Annotated in this window: 15 protein-coding genes; 11 read left to right on the top strand and 4 right to left on the bottom strand. The window is 77.3% G+C overall.

Annotated features, from left to right (window positions below):
* The first annotated feature begins 378 nt into the window (after nt 1–378).
* Genes Q0840_RS15235 through Q0840_RS15225 form a run of 3 tightly spaced genes read left to right on the top strand, consistent with a single transcriptional unit; the run spans nt 379 to nt 2,953 of the window.
* Nucleotides 379–828 (top strand): hypothetical protein, encoded by a 450-nt coding sequence (locus tag Q0840_RS15235; RefSeq protein ID WP_298460861.1) that lies wholly within the window; start codon nt 379–381, stop codon nt 826–828.
* On the top strand, nt 825–1,775 hold the full coding sequence (locus Q0840_RS15230; RefSeq protein ID WP_298460859.1) for an ABC transporter ATP-binding protein: 951 nt from the start codon (nt 825–827) through the stop codon (nt 1,773–1,775). The genes Q0840_RS15235 and Q0840_RS15230 overlap by 4 nt, the downstream gene beginning before the upstream one ends.
* Nucleotides 1,772–2,953, top strand: coding sequence for an ABC transporter permease (locus Q0840_RS15225; RefSeq protein ID WP_298460857.1), 1,182 nt, complete (start codon nt 1,772–1,774; stop codon nt 2,951–2,953). The genes Q0840_RS15230 and Q0840_RS15225 overlap by 4 nt, the downstream gene beginning before the upstream one ends.
* Nucleotides 2,954–2,977: 24 nt before the next feature.
* Here Q0840_RS15225 and Q0840_RS15220 read toward each other — a convergent pair whose 3' ends face one another.
* The gene (locus Q0840_RS15220; RefSeq protein ID WP_298460855.1) at nt 2,978–3,445 is read right to left on the bottom strand and encodes a hypothetical protein; all 468 of its coding nucleotides are present in this window, start codon (nt 3,443–3,445) and stop codon (nt 2,978–2,980) included.
* Nucleotides 3,446–3,749: 304 nt separating this feature from the next.
* Here Q0840_RS15220 and Q0840_RS15215 point away from each other — a divergent pair, with 304 nt between their 5' ends.
* Nucleotides 3,750–4,235, top strand: a complete 486-nt coding sequence (locus Q0840_RS15215) for a hypothetical protein (RefSeq protein ID WP_298460853.1) — start codon at nt 3,750–3,752, stop codon at nt 4,233–4,235.
* On the opposite strand, the gene Q0840_RS15210 is transcribed toward Q0840_RS15215, so the two are convergent.
* Nucleotides 4,205–5,419 carry a lysylphosphatidylglycerol synthase transmembrane domain-containing protein gene (locus tag Q0840_RS15210; RefSeq protein ID WP_298460851.1) on the bottom strand — a complete coding sequence of 405 codons (1,215 nt, stop codon included), beginning with the start codon at nt 5,417–5,419 and terminating at the stop codon, nt 4,205–4,207. The two genes, Q0840_RS15215 and Q0840_RS15210, sit on opposite strands and share 31 nt — an antisense overlap.
* Before the next feature lie 185 nt (nt 5,420–5,604).
* On the opposite strand from Q0840_RS15210, the gene Q0840_RS15205 reads away from it, so the two are divergent.
* The 4 genes from Q0840_RS15205 (at nt 5,605) to Q0840_RS15190 (ending at nt 9,178) form a co-directional block, all read left to right on the top strand.
* Nucleotides 5,605–6,156 carry a nitroreductase/quinone reductase family protein gene (locus tag Q0840_RS15205; protein WP_298460849.1) on the top strand — a complete coding sequence of 184 codons (552 nt, stop codon included), beginning with the start codon at nt 5,605–5,607 and terminating at the stop codon, nt 6,154–6,156.
* Nucleotides 6,153–6,914 carry a hypothetical protein gene (locus Q0840_RS15200; RefSeq protein ID WP_298460847.1) on the top strand — a complete coding sequence of 254 codons (762 nt, stop codon included), beginning with the start codon at nt 6,153–6,155 and terminating at the stop codon, nt 6,912–6,914. Before Q0840_RS15205 ends, Q0840_RS15200 begins: the two co-directional genes overlap by 4 nt.
* Nucleotides 6,915–7,171: 257 nt before the next feature.
* Entirely contained in the window at nt 7,172–8,050 is an 879-nt protein-coding gene (locus Q0840_RS15195; protein WP_298460845.1) for a universal stress protein, read from the top strand.
* A 186-nt stretch (nt 8,051–8,236) separates the two neighbouring features.
* Nucleotides 8,237–9,178, top strand: coding sequence for an ATP-binding protein (locus Q0840_RS15190; protein WP_298460843.1), 942 nt, complete (start codon nt 8,237–8,239; stop codon nt 9,176–9,178).
* A gap of 40 nt (nt 9,179–9,218) precedes the next feature.
* Here Q0840_RS15190 and Q0840_RS15185 read toward each other — a convergent pair whose 3' ends face one another.
* Complete coding sequence (locus Q0840_RS15185) at nt 9,219–11,543, bottom strand: heavy metal translocating P-type ATPase (RefSeq protein ID WP_298460841.1); 2,325 nt, start codon at nt 11,541–11,543, stop codon at nt 9,219–9,221.
* Nucleotides 11,544–11,788: 245 nt separating this feature from the next.
* On the opposite strand from Q0840_RS15185, the gene Q0840_RS15180 reads away from it, so the two are divergent.
* Nucleotides 11,789–13,258, top strand: a complete 1,470-nt coding sequence (locus Q0840_RS15180) for an alkaline phosphatase family protein (RefSeq protein WP_298460839.1) — start codon at nt 11,789–11,791, stop codon at nt 13,256–13,258.
* Nucleotides 13,259–13,268: 10 nt separating this feature from the next.
* Nucleotides 13,269–14,090, top strand: coding sequence for an MBL fold metallo-hydrolase (locus Q0840_RS15175; RefSeq protein ID WP_298460837.1), 822 nt, complete (start codon nt 13,269–13,271; stop codon nt 14,088–14,090).
* A gap of 109 nt (nt 14,091–14,199) precedes the next feature.
* Here the strand turns inward: Q0840_RS15175 and Q0840_RS15170 are convergent, their stop codons facing one another.
* The gene (locus Q0840_RS15170; protein WP_298460835.1) at nt 14,200–14,922 is read right to left on the bottom strand and encodes a hypothetical protein; all 723 of its coding nucleotides are present in this window, start codon (nt 14,920–14,922) and stop codon (nt 14,200–14,202) included.
* Between the two features lie 224 nt (nt 14,923–15,146).
* On the opposite strand from Q0840_RS15170, the gene Q0840_RS15165 reads away from it, so the two are divergent.
* Entirely contained in the window at nt 15,147–16,190 is a 1,044-nt protein-coding gene (locus tag Q0840_RS15165; RefSeq protein WP_298460833.1) for a universal stress protein, read from the top strand.
* Nucleotides 16,191–16,211 lie beyond the last annotated feature (21 nt).

Here is a 16,211-nt window from a genome sequence, read left to right as displayed (position 1 = left end):
AGGCCCACCCCGTCACCCCGGCCACCAGCACGACCACCGGCAGCGCCGACACCACCGCCGGCGGCGCCTCACCTCTCCGCTCGAACGGGCAGCCGGCCGCGCCGTTCGCGCCGTTCGCGCCGTTCGCGCCGGTCGCGCCGGTCGCTCCGGTCGCGCTGCGGACGGTCCCTCCCACATCACCCCCTGACGACCACCCGGACCAGGCACCGACGGCCCGCGCCGACCGGGAGCGCACCGGGAAGGCAGGCGCACCGGAGGCCGGGACGACCGCCCTGCGCGCGTACACGGGCGACGACGTCACGTGACCTTCGACCCTGCTCGTGCGCGGACGCCGGCGTGAGGCTGATCAGCAGGGCCGCGCGCCGGAAGGAGCCCGCCATGAGCGTCGTGGAGACCGCACCCCGTCGTCCCCGACCGTCGCCGGCGGTCCGTCGGACCGGGTACGTCGTCTCGGTCCTGGTCAACGTGCTGATGCTGCTCGCGGTGACCGTCTGGCCGGGGTGGCAGGTGCTGCCGTTCCTCAGCCCGCAGACCACGCAGGTGCTGCCGCTCGTGACCGCCTCGATGGTGGCCGGCGTGGTCGTGAACCTCGCGTACCTGGTCGCGGACCCGCCGGCGCTGCGGGCGCTGGGCGACGTCGTGGTGACCTCGGTCGGCCTGGCGGCCCTGGTGGCCGTGTGGCGGGTCTTCCCGCTGTCGTTCCCCGAGCAGGCCGTCGACTGGGCGGCCGTCGCCCGGGTGCTGCTGGTGCTCGGGATGGCCGGCAGCGTCATCGCGATCATCCTGGCCCTGGGCTCCCTGGTCACGGGCGGGGGACGCCGGAGATGAGCGTGCAGACCGCCCGACGTCCGGCCGACGTGGCCGTGCACCCGGGTCTGGCCGTGCGGGGCGTGTCGCACGCGTTCGGTGACCGGCAGGCGCTCGCGGAGGTGTCGTTCGGCGTGACCCCCGGCGTCATGACAGGACTGCTCGGCCCCAACGGAGCCGGCAAGACGACGCTGCTGCGGGTCCTCCTCGGCGTGCTGACCCCGGACCGCGGCAGCGTGACCTTCGCCGGACGTCCGGTCGCGGCGGAGCACCGCCGCAGGTGGGGTTACATGCCGCAGGAGCGCGGCCTGTACCCGGCGATGCGCGCCGGGGAGCAGGTCGTGTACTTCGGCCGGTTGCACGGCCTGACGCGCCGGGAGGCCGTCGTCCGCGCCCACGCCATCCTCGGCGACCTCGGCCTGGCGGAGCGGTGGGCGGACCGCACCTCGACCCTGTCCGGCGGGATGCAGCAGCGCCTGCAGCTGGCGACGGCCCTGGTGCACGAGCCCGAGGTGATCGTGCTGGACGAGCCGTTCGCGGGACTGGACCCGCTGGCCGTGGCGGACCTGTCCCGCGCGCTGCGGGCGCGGTCCGCGAGCGGGTGCACCGTGCTGTTCTCCAGCCACCAGCTCGACCTCGTGCAGGACCTGTGCGAGGACATCGCCATGATCGACCACGGCTGGGCGGTCCTGGCCGGGTCGGTCGCCGACCTGCGGGCGGCGAGCGGGGAGCGGCAGCTGCGCCTGCACCTGGCCACCACGGACCGGTCCTGGCTGCCGCGGTTCCCCGGCGTTACCGTGGTCGGCGACCTGGCCGACGAGCTGCGCCTCGCCCTGCCGGCCGACGTCGACCCGCTGGTGGTGCTCGACGCGGCGCGGGCGGTGACGCGCGTCGACGACTTCGGGCTCGAGCTGCCCACGCTCAGCCAGCTCTTCGTGCGTGCGGCGGACCTCGGGGGCCGGCCATGACCGGGACCTGGTGGGCGGGCACGTGGCTGGTCGCCCAGCGCAACATCACCGACAACCTGCGCTCGCGCGCGTTCACGGTGGTCACGGTCCTGCTGCTCCTGGTGTCGGTCGGCGCGGTCGTGGTCCCCGGCCTGCTGTCCCGCTCGGACACCGGCTGGACGCTGGCGACCACCGGGAGCACGCCGGCGGTGGTGGCCGCGGTCCAGGACGCGGCGCGGGCCACCGGGACGGAGCTCGAGCACGTCGCGCTGGCCGGCGGGGCGCAGGTGCGACGCGCGGTGCAGGAGGGCGATGCCGATGCCGGCCTGGCCGGCGGCACGCTGTACGTCCGCGCCGACAGCGGCGGCGCGCTGGCGGCGCTGGTGAGCCAGGCGGTCGTCGCGGTCGACGTGGGACAGCGGCTCCTCGCCGCCGGGCTGTCACCGGAGCAGGTGGCGCAGGTCCAGTCCGTCCGCGCTCCCGAGCAGGTCCCCCTCAGCGGGGTGCAGGACACCGGGCGGGCCGCAGCCGGCTTCCTCGTCGGGATCGTGCTGTACCTGGCCGTCACGTTCGCCGGCAGCACCATCGCGACGGCGGTCGCCACCGAGAAGGGCACCCGGATCTCCGAGGTGCTGCTGGCGGTGCTGCGACCCAGCCAGATCATGGTGGGGACGGTGCTCGCGGTCGGCCTGGTGACCTTCGGCCAGGTGCTCCTGCTGGCCACCCCGGTGGCGGTCGCGGCGCGGTGGGGCGGCACGATCGGCCTGCCGGCCGTCGCCGGCGCCGACATCGCGCTGGGCATCGTGTGGTTCGTGCTGGGCTTCGTCCTGTACTCCTTCGCCTTCGCTGCGGCGGGCGCCCTCGTGGACAAGGTCACCGACGTCAGCGCGACGGTGACGCCCGTCACCCTCGTGCTGGTCGCGGGGTACATGGTCGGCGTCCTCGCGGCGACGAGCGACAGCGAGGGAGCGGTCAGCGTGGTGGCGTCCCTGTTCCCCGTCAGCGCGCCGCTCGTGATGCCGATCCGCTGGGCCGGCGGCCAGGTCCCGCCGGTGCAGCTGGTGCTCTCCATGGCCGGCACGGCGGTGACCGCGGCCCTGCTCGCGGCGCTGGCCGCCACCGTCTACCGGCGGGCGCTGCTCATCACCGGTCGGCGCGCCCGGCTGCGCGAGGTGGTGCACCTCCGCGCGGCAGCCTGACCCGGCGGCGACGCCGGGCCGGGGTCATGCGGCGCGGCGGCGGGTCCCGAGGCCCGCGACGACGGGTGCGATCGCCATGGTCACCGGCACCAGCGCCCACGGCCGACCGGCCCGCACGTCGTACGCCGCCACGAGCTCCGCGAGCGGGCGCCGGCGCAGCAGGCCGAGACCCAGCTCGAACGCCACGGTGGCAGCGGCCCAGCCAGCGCCGACCCGTGCGGCCCACGCGCGGTTCGGCAGGGGGCGCGCCGTCCCCAGCGTGACGGCGGCCGCCCAGACCGCACCGATCAGCATCCCCGTGGACTGCCGCTGGGCGCGTGCCTCGCCGAAGCGCGGGACCAGCGCGCGCTCGCGCAGACCCCCGTTGGCGACGGCGAAGGCCGCGACGGCGAGCCAGCCCGCGACCCAGCCGCGCGCGGGGGCGTCCGTGGGGTCGACCGCGTCCCGCGGGGGCGATCCGGCACGGGTGATGGGGACTGGGTCAGGGGACATCGGACCGACCTCCTCGGGTGACGACGCCGGGCGCCGGGCGCCTGCGGGTCCAGCCAAGCACGGCGGGACCGCCCCCACCCGGGACCTCGGTCACCGGCCACAGGGGGGCGGCCGGCCCGGCGTGACCGCCGGCGACGCGGTGGCCGGGTCTGACGCCGAGCCCGCCGAGGCAGCTCCCGTGCCCGGCACCTCGGTGGCGCCGTGCCATGGTGGCCGCCGGGACCTTCGCCCCTGGTCGGGGCGCCCTCCGGTCGCTGGACTGGTGCGGTACGCAGGTGCGGACGAGTCATGCCGGGAGCGGGCGATGCAGGCGCTGGTGATCTTCGAGTCGGTGTCGGATGCGAGCCGGGACGTCGCCCGCGCCGTCGGCGACGGCCTGTTCCACCTGGTGGGGATCGACGTCGAGGTGGTGCCCGCCGCCGCCGCGGCCGCACTGCTCGGTGACCTCGACCTGCTGGTCGTGGGAGGGCCGGCGCGGGCCGAGGACGAGCGAGGCGGGCCGTCGGACGCCGTCGGCACCTGGCTCCGCCACCTCGGCACCGTGGCCGGCACCGCGGCGGCGACGTTCGACACCCGCGTGCTCGGTGACGACGGGCCCTCGGCCGCCGCCGTGATCGGGGAGCGGCTGACCGGCCGCGGCTACCGGCCGATCGCCGCGGCGGAGTCCTTCCGGGTGGACGCCACGGGTGTCCTCCTGCCGGGCGAGGCCGACCGCGCCAAGGTCTGGGGCGAAGGCCTGGGCCGCACCGTGGTCGCTGCTCACCTGCCCCGGCCCCGGATGCCGATCTGAGCCGGGTCCGCCGGCGCCGACCCCGGAGCCGACGGTCCCCCTCGCTCCCGGCGACGTCGGGCCGTGGCCAGGCGCGCGTAGCACACCGCACCGGCCGGGATCGGGAGCCAGAAGTTCACCAGTCGGTAGCCGAGCACGGCCGGGATGGCCGCCGCCGCCGGCACACCGGAGCCGACGGCCAGCGCGATCAGCGCGCCCTCGACGAGCCCCAGCCCTGAGGGGGTCAGCGGCAGGGTCCCGACCACCGTGGCCAGGGCGTACGCCACCAGCAGGCCGCCGAGCGGCGGCACGTGACCGACGGCCGCGAGGAACAGGCCGAGCGAGGCGGCGTCGAGCACGATCTCGCCCAGCACGAGCGCCATGGTCACCGCGATCCGGCGTCGGCTGAGCAGCGTGCGCGCCCGCAGGGAGAGCCGGTGGGCCGCGATGCCCAGCCGAGCGGCCGGCACCGGGACCCGGCGCAGCAGCGGCAGACCCGCCAGCCGGAGCACCAGGCCCTCCGCGTCGTCCGGGTGCCGGGCCAGGGCGAGCAGCAGACCGGTGCCGGCCCCGACCGAGGCCACCGCGACCACGACGGCGGGCCCCGTGCCCGCCGGCAGCCCGGTGCCCGCCGACAGCCCCAGCCCCAGCCCCAGTACGACCACGATCCCGCCGGCCATGAGCAGCGACAGCACGGAGATCGCCTCCGCGGTCGTCTCCCGCTCGACGTCCGCGTCGTGCAGCGCCTCCACGTCCACGACGAACCCCGCCGCGGTGCCGCCGACCGCCAGGTGGCTGACGAAGAACGCCGCCAGCCACGCGCCGAGCACCGTGCCGAACGGCCGACGCGCGCCCATCTCCGCCAGGACCCGGCGGAACGCGGCGACGTACAGCACCACCGCGCCGAGCTCCGCGGCGACCGCCGGTGCGAGCAGCCACGGGTCGGCGGTGCGCAGCACGGCCGCCTGCTCCGCGAGGCCGCCCAGCCGGGGCAGCAGGCCGTACAGCCCCGCCGCGAGCAGGACCAGGACGGCGACCCGGACGAGCGCGCGCAGGCGCGAGCGAGCGCCGGGGGCTCGGCGCGGACCGGTCGGGGCGCTGCGGGTGCGGGCGGCGCGGGTCCACGGCGCCGTGCGGGCGGGACGTCGCCCGAGGCGTGCCGTCGCCCACCCCGCGTGCACCGGTCCGGTCGCGGGCCCGTCCATGACCTCCACGCTAGGCAGCTGCCGGCGGCCGTCCAGGGACCTCGGTCACCTGCACCGGGCCGAGGCGGCCGCGGGCGGACCGCGGGGGTGCGGAGGTCGCCGGGACCTTCGCCTCTTCGACCCGCCGCCCCGCGATGACACCGTCGAGGTCCGGGCAGGCGCGACGCCCGGCGGACCCTCGGAAGGTGGCCGACGTGCGACCGCAGGACTGCTCCGCCCCCACGGCGTACCGGCCGGCGGCGCCGTGGCACCGGCGCCTGAACCGCGCGGGCGTGCTGCTGACCTCGCTGGGGCTGGCGCCGCGGGACGCCGTCACCCTCGAGGTGCGCGGTCGCGTGTCCGGCCGGCCGCGCCGCGTGCCCGTCCTGCTGACCCGCCACGGCGAGGCCCAGTACCTCGTCTCGCTCGCCGGGGAGTCGCAGTGGGTCCGCAACGCCCGCGCGGCCGGTGGCCGGGCGGTCATCCGCCGGGGTCGGGCACGGCCGGTCCTCCTGCAGGAGGTGTCCGCGGACGGTCGGGCCGAGATCATCGCCGCGTACCTGCGGGCGGGCCGGCGTCGCGGCGGGGCGCGGGCGGAGGCGGAGCAGGCGCGGTCCTTCTTCGGGCTCGACCCCGACCCGACCCTGGACGACATCGACGCCGTGGCCGACCGGTACCCGGTGTTCCGGGTGACCGGCGCGTCGCACGCCCCGCCGGCCCGCGCGGACCGGGCCGGCAGGACGGAGGCGGGGCGATGACCCGGCCGGCGCGCGAGGTCGTTGGCCGGACCGTTCCCGGCGTCACCCTCGGCGGGGTGGCGGACACGGCCTGGACGCCGCTGTACCGGGCCGGGGCCGTGTGCGCGGGGCTGGCGGTCGTGGTGTACGTCGCGGCGCTGGTCGTCGTGGCGGTCACCAGCGCGCCACCCACGTCCGGTGGGGCCGACGTGCTGGCGTGGATCGCCGAGCACCGGACGACGTACGTCGTCCGCCAGGTGCTGTGGCGGGCACCCAGCCTGCCCCTCATGGTGGTGTCGCTGGCTCTGGCCGTCGCACTGCGCCGGCGGGGCCGGCCCGTCGCGGCCGTCGCGGGCATGGTCGCGGTCGCGTCCTGGGCGCTCTCCTTCGCCTGGCCCACCACCGGGGACGGTGCACCGGCCATGGTGCTGCTCAGCGACCGGTACGCCGAGGCGACCACCGCCGGACAGCGGGCCCCGTTCGTCGCCGGCGCCGAGGTCCTGCTCGCCCTCAACGACGTGCCCTCGGCCATCGGCGTGCTGCAGACCGTGGGCGTCCTGCTCCTGTCGCTGCTCGCGCTGCGCGGGCCCCTGCCGGCGCCGGTCGCGTGGACCGGCGTGGTGACCGGCGCCGTCGGCGTGGTGTGCGAGGCGCTGCGCCCGGTGCTCGGATGGGCGTACGTGACGTACGGGCTGCTGCTGTTCGTCTGGCTGGTCCTCGTCGCGTCTGCCCTGTGGCGGCACGCGTCCGCGTCCCGCCCCGAGGCCGTGCCCCGGTAGGTCCCGCGGCGCCCGTGCCGAGGACGTCGCCTCGCGCCGGACGCCGACGGCGCATGCAGCCACCGCACGGAGCGGCGGTCGAGCTCGCCCACCACGGTCGCGGTCGGTCCACCGTCGGCTGCCCCGCGGGGAGCGGCGGGCCACCGAGGGACGCCGGGGTCCTCGCCGGGACCGAAGTCCCTGCCGACGGGCGGGTGGGCTGCGCCACGCTGGGGGTACGGGTCCGCACGGGCCCCGGTCCTTCCGAGGAGGTCGACATGCGCCACAACGGCCCGGTGGTCATCGCGGTGGACGGCGGCACGCACAGCGCCGAGACGATCCAGTGGGGTCTCGCCGAGGCCGAGCTGCGCGGGGCCGAGGCGGTCCTGGCCCGGACGTACCAGGAACCGCGCGAGATCGCGCAGTGGTCCTGGTACCCCGTGCTGGACGACCTGCGGTTCGACACCGAGGCGAAGGAGTACCTCGCCGAGCAGCTGGATCTGGCGCGCCAGGATCACCCCGACCTGACGATCTCCACCCGGCTGCTGCACGGCCCGGAGGTCCCCGAGCTGCGGACGCTCAGCGAGGAGGCGCAGCTGCTCGTCGTGGGCGCACGGGGCCACGCCGGACGTTCGCGTCTGGGGCGCGTGAGCGCGCATCTCGCGGCGCACTCCCAGTGCCCGGTCACCATCGTGCGCGAGGTGAAGGACGACGCGAGCGCCCCGGTCGTGGTGGGGGTGGACGGCTCGCCGTCCTCCGTCGTGGCCGCTCAGGTCGCGGCCCGCGAGGCGCTCCTGCGCGACCTCCCGCTCGTGGTCGCCCACGCCCGCCCGACGCTCCTCGCACCCTACGGTGGGGAGGGGCTGGGGCTGCCGCCGCTGGCGACCTCCGACGAGAACGACCCCACCCACCGCGCCGCCCGCCAGGTCGCCGACCAGCTGCGCGCCGAGTACCCCGGCCTTGACGTCCGGGTCGACCTGGTGGACGACGACGCCGTGCACGCCCTGGTGGAGATGTCCCACGGGGCGGCGCTGATGGTCGTCGGCTCGCGCGGCATGGGGGCTTTCCGGGGGATGCTCCTGGGCGCCGTCAGCAACGAGGTGGTCCGCGGCGCGGATACGACCGTGCTGGTGGTGCACGGGCTGCCGGCGCAGTGATCGTCACCGTCGACGGTGCGACGGCCTACCTGAGCCGCATCCTGGTCGGCCGGGCCTGAGCGCCCGGCCGACCGGTCGCCCGTCAGGGCTGTCGGCGGAGCGGACTCCGGCGCAGGATGGTGCGGCAGGCGTGGGGTAGGCGCGCCAGCCTCGGGGCCGGTGCGTGCGGGCACACGGGGGTGCGCCATGGACGATCGCCGGGTGGACCGGCCGCGGATCGACCTGGTCCGCCGACCGGCGGTCCAGCTCCCGTCGCCGTTGCTCGCCCGGCCGGCGTCGCTGGCGGCACCGCCGGGGCCGTTCGTCCCGCACCGGGCGCGCGAGCTGGCCCGCGTCGCCTGCTCGGCGTGGCGGCTGCCGGAGCTCACCGATGCGGCGACCCTGGTCGCCGGCGAGCTGGTCACCAACGCCGTCATCCACGCGCAGACCTTCCTCGAGCTGCACCTGATCCGGCACGACGACGAGCTGGTGGTCGCGGTGCACGACCGCGACCCGGGCTTCGACGCGGGCTGGTGGGACGGGCCGTGCACGCCCGACGTCGCCGAGCCGCGGGGTGCCCGCTACGGGCTGTACGTGGTGCAGACGCTGGCCCGTCGCCACGGCGGGTACCAGCACGAGGACGGTGGCAAGGTCATGTGGGCCGCGCTGGGCGCCGGGACGTCCGACGTCCCGCCGCACGACGCCCCGAGCCGCGCCGGAGCGGCGGAGCCGCTGCGCCCGCGGCCCGCGCCGGTGCGCCGCACCATCGTCGTCAACCGGGCCCGCCCCACCCACCCCGACCGGGACCGCTGGCGGCTGGAGCTCGTCCTGGGCTGGCTGCCGGACGATCCCGACCACGTCGACCTCTCCCTGCGGCCCACGCCCCTGCACCCCGCGCTGCCGAGCGGCACCTGGCGGACCGACCTCGACACGTTGCGCCGCGGGCTGGCCGGATCGGTGCGCAGCGGCCCGGTCGCGGTGCACCCCGACGACCACGGGCGCACCGTGCTCCTCGAGCTGGCGGCGCGCCGCCCGCACCTGGTTCACTGCCCGCCGCACCAGCTGCGCGTGTTCCTCGACGCGGTCGACGACGCCGCGGCGGGGCGGCGCAGCGCCGACACGACGCCCGACCGTGCCGCCGAGACGTGACCGTCGCCGAGCGGACCGCGGCCCCGGCCGGCGACGGCCGTCACTGCCGCGCGAGGGTCGGCACCAGGCTGAAGATCTGCTCGTCCTCCTGGGCGTTGTGCAACCGGAGCACCGCGTACAGCCCGTAGAGCATCCTGCGGAGGTCGACGACGTCCTGCGGGGCCGCGCCGTCGCGGTCGACCTCGTCGAGGAGGCGCCGCAGGCGCCCGACCTGCTCGACGATCTCCGCGTGCGTGCGGCTCAGGGCCGCCGTCGTCTCGGTCCCGCCGAGCGCCCGCGCGGCGATCGGGACGAGCTGGTCCTCGTCCGCGCTCTCGTGCGCGACGAGCTCGAGCTCCAGGCGGTCGGTCAGGAGGCGGACGTCGGCGAGGTCGACCTGCTCGTCGGTCAGCGCGTCGGCCACCGTCCGCAGCCGGTCGACCAGCGACTGCACGGACTGGTGCTCGAGCCAGAGCCGGTGCACGGTCGCGACGTCGGCCGGTGGCATGGCCGGCGTGTGCAGCGGTCCGGGGCGCACGGCCCGCAGGGCGACCAGGATCGCGACGACGTCGATCATCTCCTGCAGTGCGGCGCCCGTGACCGGCGGCAGCGCGCCCGCGGCCGCCGCGGCCATCGCCGCGACGGACAGCCCCATCCCGATACCGACGGCTTGCCGCGCGATCGCGGTCGACCGTCGGGCGATGAGGATGGCGTCCGCGAGCGCGTCCACGCGGTCGACCGTCAGCACGACGTCGGCCGCCTCGGACGACGCGGTGGCGCCTCGCGCGCCCAGCGCGACGCCGATGCCGGCCGCGGCGAGCGCGGGTGCGTCGTTGAGCCCGTCGCCCACCATGACCGACACCGAGCGGCTCCCTTCCCGCCGGATGACCTCGACCTTCCCCGCGGGGTCCAGCTCGGCGTGCACGGAGTCGACGCCGACGACCCGCCCGACCGCCTGCGCGACGTCCGCCCGGTCGCCGGTCACCAGCACCACCCGGCCGACCCCCGCGGTGCGCAGGGCACGCACCATGCGGGGCGCGTCGGGCCGCAGCGGGTCGCTCAGCAGGATCGCCCCGGCCAGCACGTCGTCGACGGCGACGAAGACCGTCGACGCGCCCTCCAGGGCCGCCCGTCGGCGCACGGCCCGCGCCCACCCGCCGGCCCCTGCGCCCTCCAGCCAGGCCAGCGCGCCGACCGCCACGGTCCGACTCCCGACCCGCCCCCGCAGGCCGCGCCCGTGCACCTCCTGCACGTCGGCCGGCGGCTGCAGGTGCAGCCCACGTCGGCTCGCGGCGGACACGATCGGGCCGGCGAGGACGTGCGGCGAGACCTGCTCGAGGCACGCGGCCAGGCGCAGCAGCTCGTCCGGGGCCGGGTCGGCGCCCGCCGCGAGGACCTCGGTCAACGTGGGGCGTCCCTGGGTGAGCGTGCCGGTCTTGTCGAACAGGACGACGCCCGGACGCGCGAGCGCCTCGAGAGCCGCACCCCCCTTGACGACGACGCCGTGGCGCGCCGTGGAGGACAGGCCGGACACCAGGGCGATCGGCGCGGCCAGCAGCAGCGGGCACGGGGTGGCCACGACCAGGACCGCCACCGCCCGGACCGGGTCGCCTGCGAGCGCCCACGCCGCGCCCGCCAGCGCGAGGGTCAGGGGGACGAAGAACACGGCGAACCGGTCGGCGGTGCGGACCAGCGGCGCCGAGGACGCCTGTGCCTGCTGCACGAGTCGGACCACGCCGGCGTAGGTCGACCCGGCCGCCGGCGCACCGGCGATCATGTCGATCGGTGAGCCGGCGTTCGTCACCCCGCTGCGGACGTCGTCGCCCGCGTACCGCTCCACGGGGAGCGGCTCGCCGGTCAACGCGGACTCGTCGAGGGTCGCACCCACGAGCAGTCGTCCGTCGACGGGCACGATCTCCCCGCGCGCGACGAGGAGGCGGTCACCCACGGCCACGTCGTCCACCGGGACCTCGTCGATCACGTCCCCCACCCGCCGGCGCGCCCGCTGCGGGATGCGCTGGACGAGCGCGCTCAGATCGCGTCGGGCCCGGCGCTGGGCGCGTGCGTCGAGCATGCGGCCGCTGGCCAGCATGACGGTGATCAGCGCCCCGGCCAGCGGCTCACCGATCGCCAGCGCACCGCCCAACGCGAGTGCGGCGATCACGTCCACCGTCGGCTGGTGGCGGCGGATCGCGCCGACCAGCCAGCCGCCGGACGCGGCGAGACCCAGCACCGCGCCGGCCGTCCACACCACCTCGGCGATCGCCGGCTGCCCCAGCAGCCGCGTCGCTCCCCCACCCAGGAGCCCGGCGGTCGCGGCCCAGAACAGGACCACGTCGACGTGGTCGACCACCCGTCGGACGTCGCGATCGGCGGTGCGGACCATGACCCCAGGCTGGTCCGCCGGTCGGTGGCGCGGCAGTGGCCAAGGTCCCGGACCGCTGCCGCGGCGACGGGCCGGCACGGTGCACGGGCCATTGGTCCCTCGACGCCGCGCCCGTCCGGGGTCGACGCTGGAGCCGTCCGGGGAGAGGGTGGCCTGCGGTGCGTCGTGCGGTGGGTCGGCGTCCGAGGGCGTCCCCGCTACGCCTGCGGACGGCACCCACAGGTGTCGTCCGCCGAGGGAGCACCATGGCGCCGCGCAGCGAGATCGGTGGGCGGACGGCGGACCGCCGTCCGCCCGGGCTCCTGGTCGTGCAGTGGGACGGGGTGCCTGCGCCGCTGCTGCGCCAGGCCCTCGCCGGCGGCCGGTGCCCGGTGCTGGGGACCTGGCTGGCGCACGGCTCCCACCGGCTGGAGGAGTGGTGGTGCCGGGTGCCCGCGACCACCCCCGCCAGCCAGGCCGGGCTGCTGCACGGCACCAGCACCGCCGTCCCCGCCTTCCGGTGGTTCGAGAAGTCCACCGGCCGCTTCCTGGTCTCCCGTCGACCGGCCGACGCGGCGCGGGTCGAGCGGCGCCTGACGAACGGACGCGGCCTGCTGGCCGACGGCGGGGTGAGCATCGGGACGATGTTCAGCGGGGACGCCCCGCGCAGTCACCTCGTGGTCAGCCGCGGGCTGGCCCTGGGTCCGACCGGCGGCCCCGCGAGGCGGCGGCACCGGCCCGAGGTGCCGCCCGCCGTGCGTCACCTGCGCGACGTCGCGCTCGACAGCCTCTCGGTGTCGGTGCTGCAGCGCCTCGAGGTCGCGCTGGTGCGCCACGAGATGGCGCTGGGCACGCCGGTGGTGGTCGTCGACCTCGTCGGCTACGACGAGCGCGCGCACCATGCCGGGCCCGCCGGTCGACGAGCCGTGGACGGCCTCGCCGGCCTGGACGCGGCGCTGGGCGAGCTGGCCCGGGCCGCCGGCGACGCGCCGCGTCGCTACCGCGTCGTGGTCCTGTCCGACCACGGCCAGAGCGACGGGGTCCCGTTCCGGCGGGTGAGCGGGCGACGGCTGGACCAGGTGGTGCGCCGGCCGGCCGCCGGGGCGGCGGACGACGGCGCCGTGGTCGTCGCCGCCTCCGGCAACCTGGGGCTCGTCTGGTTCCGCGACCTGCCCGAGCGCCCGTCGCTGGCCACGGTGGCTGCCACGCGCCCCCGGCTGGTGCAGGCCCTGCTGAGCCAGCCGGGCGTCGGCTTCCTGCTGGTGCCCGGCCCGGATGCACCGGTCGTCGTCGGCGCGCGCGGCGCGCGCGACCTCGGCACGGACGCCGTCGACGGCGTGGACCCGCTCCGGCCGTTCGGTCCACGCGCGGTCTCGGACCTGCGCCGGCTCGCGTCGCTCCCGGGCTGTGCCGATGTCGTGGTGCACTCGACCGTCGACGCCGGCGGGACCGTGCACCCGTTCGAGGAGCTCGTCGGGTCGCACGGCGGGCTCGGCGGGCCGCAGAACAGGGCCTTCCTGGCGCACCCCACGGAGCTGGCGGTCGACGCCGACCTCCTGGACCGGACCGTGCCCGGGAGCGAGACGCTGGTCGGCGCGGAGGCGGTCCACGTGCAGCTCGTGCGGTGGCTCGCCGACCTCGGCCTGCGGACGCCCGAGCGGGATCAGCCGGTCCCGCCGTCGGGTGTCCGGCGCCCCGGCGCCCCGGCCCGCCCCGCAGCCGGCGCCGGGGCGTGACCCGGTGCGGATGACCTGGCTCGGCCACTCGACGGTGCTGCTCGAGCTGGGCGGACTGACGATCGTGGCCGACCCGCTGCTGCGCCACCGCGTCGGCCTGCTCCGGCACGCCGACGACGCCCCACCGCAGCGGCGCCGGCTGCTGGCGACCGGTGTCGACGTCGTGCTGCTGTCCCACCTGCACCACGACCACTGCGACCTGCCCTCGCTGCGCCGGCTGGCATCGCCGCTGGTCGTCGCGCCTCCCGGGTCCGCGGCGTGGCTCACCCGCCGGGACGTGCCCGGCGTCGTCGAGCTGGGGCCCGGTGAGTCGGCGGACGTCGGTGCCGGCGTGGTCGTGCACGCGGTCACCGCGCACCACTCCGGTCGACGCGAACCGTTCGGACCCGGCGCCGTCGCCGTCGGTCACCTCGTCGAGGCGGCCGGGGTGAGCGCGTGGCTGGTCGGGGACACCGGCCTGTTCCCCGGGATGCGCAGCCTGCGCGACCGGACCCGGGCCGGGCGCATCGACGTGGCCGCCGTACCGGTCTGGGGCTGGGGACCCAGCCTGGGCCCGGGGCACCTCGACCCCCTGCACGCCGCGGAGGCGGTCCGGCGCGCCGGCGTGCACGACGCGGTCCCCGTGCACTGGGGCACGCTGCACCCGGCCGGGATGCGCCGCGTCATGACGGCTCATCTGGCCACACCGGGCGCCCGGTTCGCCCGTGCGCTCGCCGAGCCGGGCGACGGCCCGGGCGCCGGCCCGGGAGCGCACGGGCCCCGCTCGCACGGCCCCCGCGCGCACGTGCTGCAACCCGGCGACGCGCTGGAGCTCCCCGTGCCGCGGTCCTGACGGTGGTCGTCCCGGCTCCGCCGCGGGGCGGGCTCAGGCGGACCGGTGGACGCCGGTGCTCGCTGGCGCTGAGGTCGTCCGACGTGGCGAGCCTCGCGGGCGCCCGCCGTCAGGTCCGACGGTGGTGCCGGGGGATCGACCACCAGACCAGCAGCGCTCCGGTGACCGCCAGCGCGGCGGGACCCGCGTAGTCCAGCGCCCGCACCGAGAGCAGCGCGCTGCCGGCGAAGGCGAGGCTGACGGCGGCCAGCACGGCCGTCAGCGTGGTCGTCCCGCGGTGCGGACCCGCGGTGGGTCGCGTGGCGGTCAGCGCCGACGTCCCGGCGAGGCCGAGGAACAGCACCGCCGCGATCGCGGTCCCCTCGAGGGGTCCGCCGGTGAGGGAGGACATCGCCACGACGACCGCGAGCGTCGCCAGCACGCCGCCCGGGACGACGGCCCACCACCGGTGGCGGTCCCGGGTGTACACGACCCAGAACCCCGCCGCCACCATGGCGAGGACGAGTGCGCCGCCGACCCCGTCGTCGTGCTGCGGAAGCTGCGACCACGCGGTGACCGCGGCCAGACCGAACGCCGCGCCGGCCGGGATCGCGGCCCACCACCGCCGCTGGTCGGTGACGACGGCACGGCCCAGCGCCACGCCCGCACCGCCGAAGGCGACGGTCCACAGCAGCGCGATGCTCGGCAGGGCGCCCAGCCGGTTCAGCAGCATCATCCCGCTGACCGCCAGCAGCACCAGGCCCCAGATCATCGCCGGACCGAACACCCGTCGCATCTGGTCACGTCCCTCCGGGCCGACGAGCCAGCCCACCGCTTGCCCGCTCGCCACCACGGTCCAGCCGTACGCGGTCCCGGCGTAGGGCCGTTGGTCCCACGCCGCACCCCTGTGGCCGCACCGTCCGGCCGGCTCCGCGGGGCCATGCCGCCGCCCGCGGGCTCGCCGGCCCCTCCCCCGGCGACGCGTGACCGGGTCGCGCGGGACCAACGGCCCGGGCCCCTGGCCCGGACCCGGACGACAGTGGGACCACGACACCGGCGCACCCCGGGGAGGCAGTGATGCACGACGACGGCGCAGTGGTGCCCGGCGGCGCAGTGGTGCCCGACGGCGCGGTGATGCCCGACGGCGCAGTGGTGCCCGACGGGGCAGTGGTGCCCGGCGGCGCAGTGGTGCAGGACGACCCGCTGGTGGACGGGCCCGTGGTGATCGGCCTGGACGGTTCGCCGCACAGCGAGCAGACGCTGCAGTGGGGCCTGGTCGAAGCCGGCCTGCGGGGGACCCACGTGGTGATCGCGCGCGCCTGCTCCCACCTGCACGACGCGGTGGACCCGGACGGCGAGGAACGGTCCGCCGGACCCGGCTCGCACGCCGACGTCCGCCGCTACCTCGACCAGCTCCAGGAGGCAGCCAGGCAGGCGCATCCCGACGTCCCGGTGCAGACGCGGCTGCTGCACGCGCCGGAGGCGCCGGCCATCCGCGAGCTCGCCGAGACCGCCGAGATGCTGGTGGTGGGCGCGCGTGGGACCGGCCCGCGACGACGCGCCCTCGGTCCGGTGAGCGCGCACCTGGCGGCGCGCGCCCGATGCCCCGTCGCCGTGGTGCGGAGCACGCAGCCGCCGGACCCCACGGCGCCGGTGGTGGTCGGCGTCGACGGCTCGTCGGCCTCGGTGGCCGCGGCGAGGATCGCGGCGCGCGAGGCGGCGCTGCGCGACGTGACCGTGGTGGTGGTGCACGCCCGCCCGACCACCGCCGGCACGGACCTCCCGGACGAGCTCGTGGCCCAGCAGTCCGCGCAGGCGCAGCGCGCGTACCGGTCGGCCCAGCGCATCGCCGCCGGCCTGCGACGCGCCGACCGGCGCCTCGACGTCCGCCTGGCGCTGCCCGACGACGAGCCGGCGCGCGGCCTGCTCCGGGCCGCGGACCACGCCCAGCTGCTGGTCGTCGGCTCACGCGGCGTGGGCACGTCCGGCCGCATGCTCCTCGGTCCGGTCAGCGTGGCGGTGCTGCGCGACGCCCGGGTGCCCGTTCTCGTCGTCCACGGCCCGCACGCCCGGCCGTCCCGCCCGGCGCGCCGGGCGGCGGACGCCGCGGCGGCGCACTGACCGACGGGCGGTCCACCGTGT

Source organism: uncultured Cellulomonas sp. (genome assembly GCF_947494015.1).
GTDB lineage: Bacteria > Actinomycetota > Actinomycetes > Actinomycetales > Cellulomonadaceae > Pengzhenrongella.
This window is presented reverse-complemented; position numbering and strand designations above follow the sequence as displayed.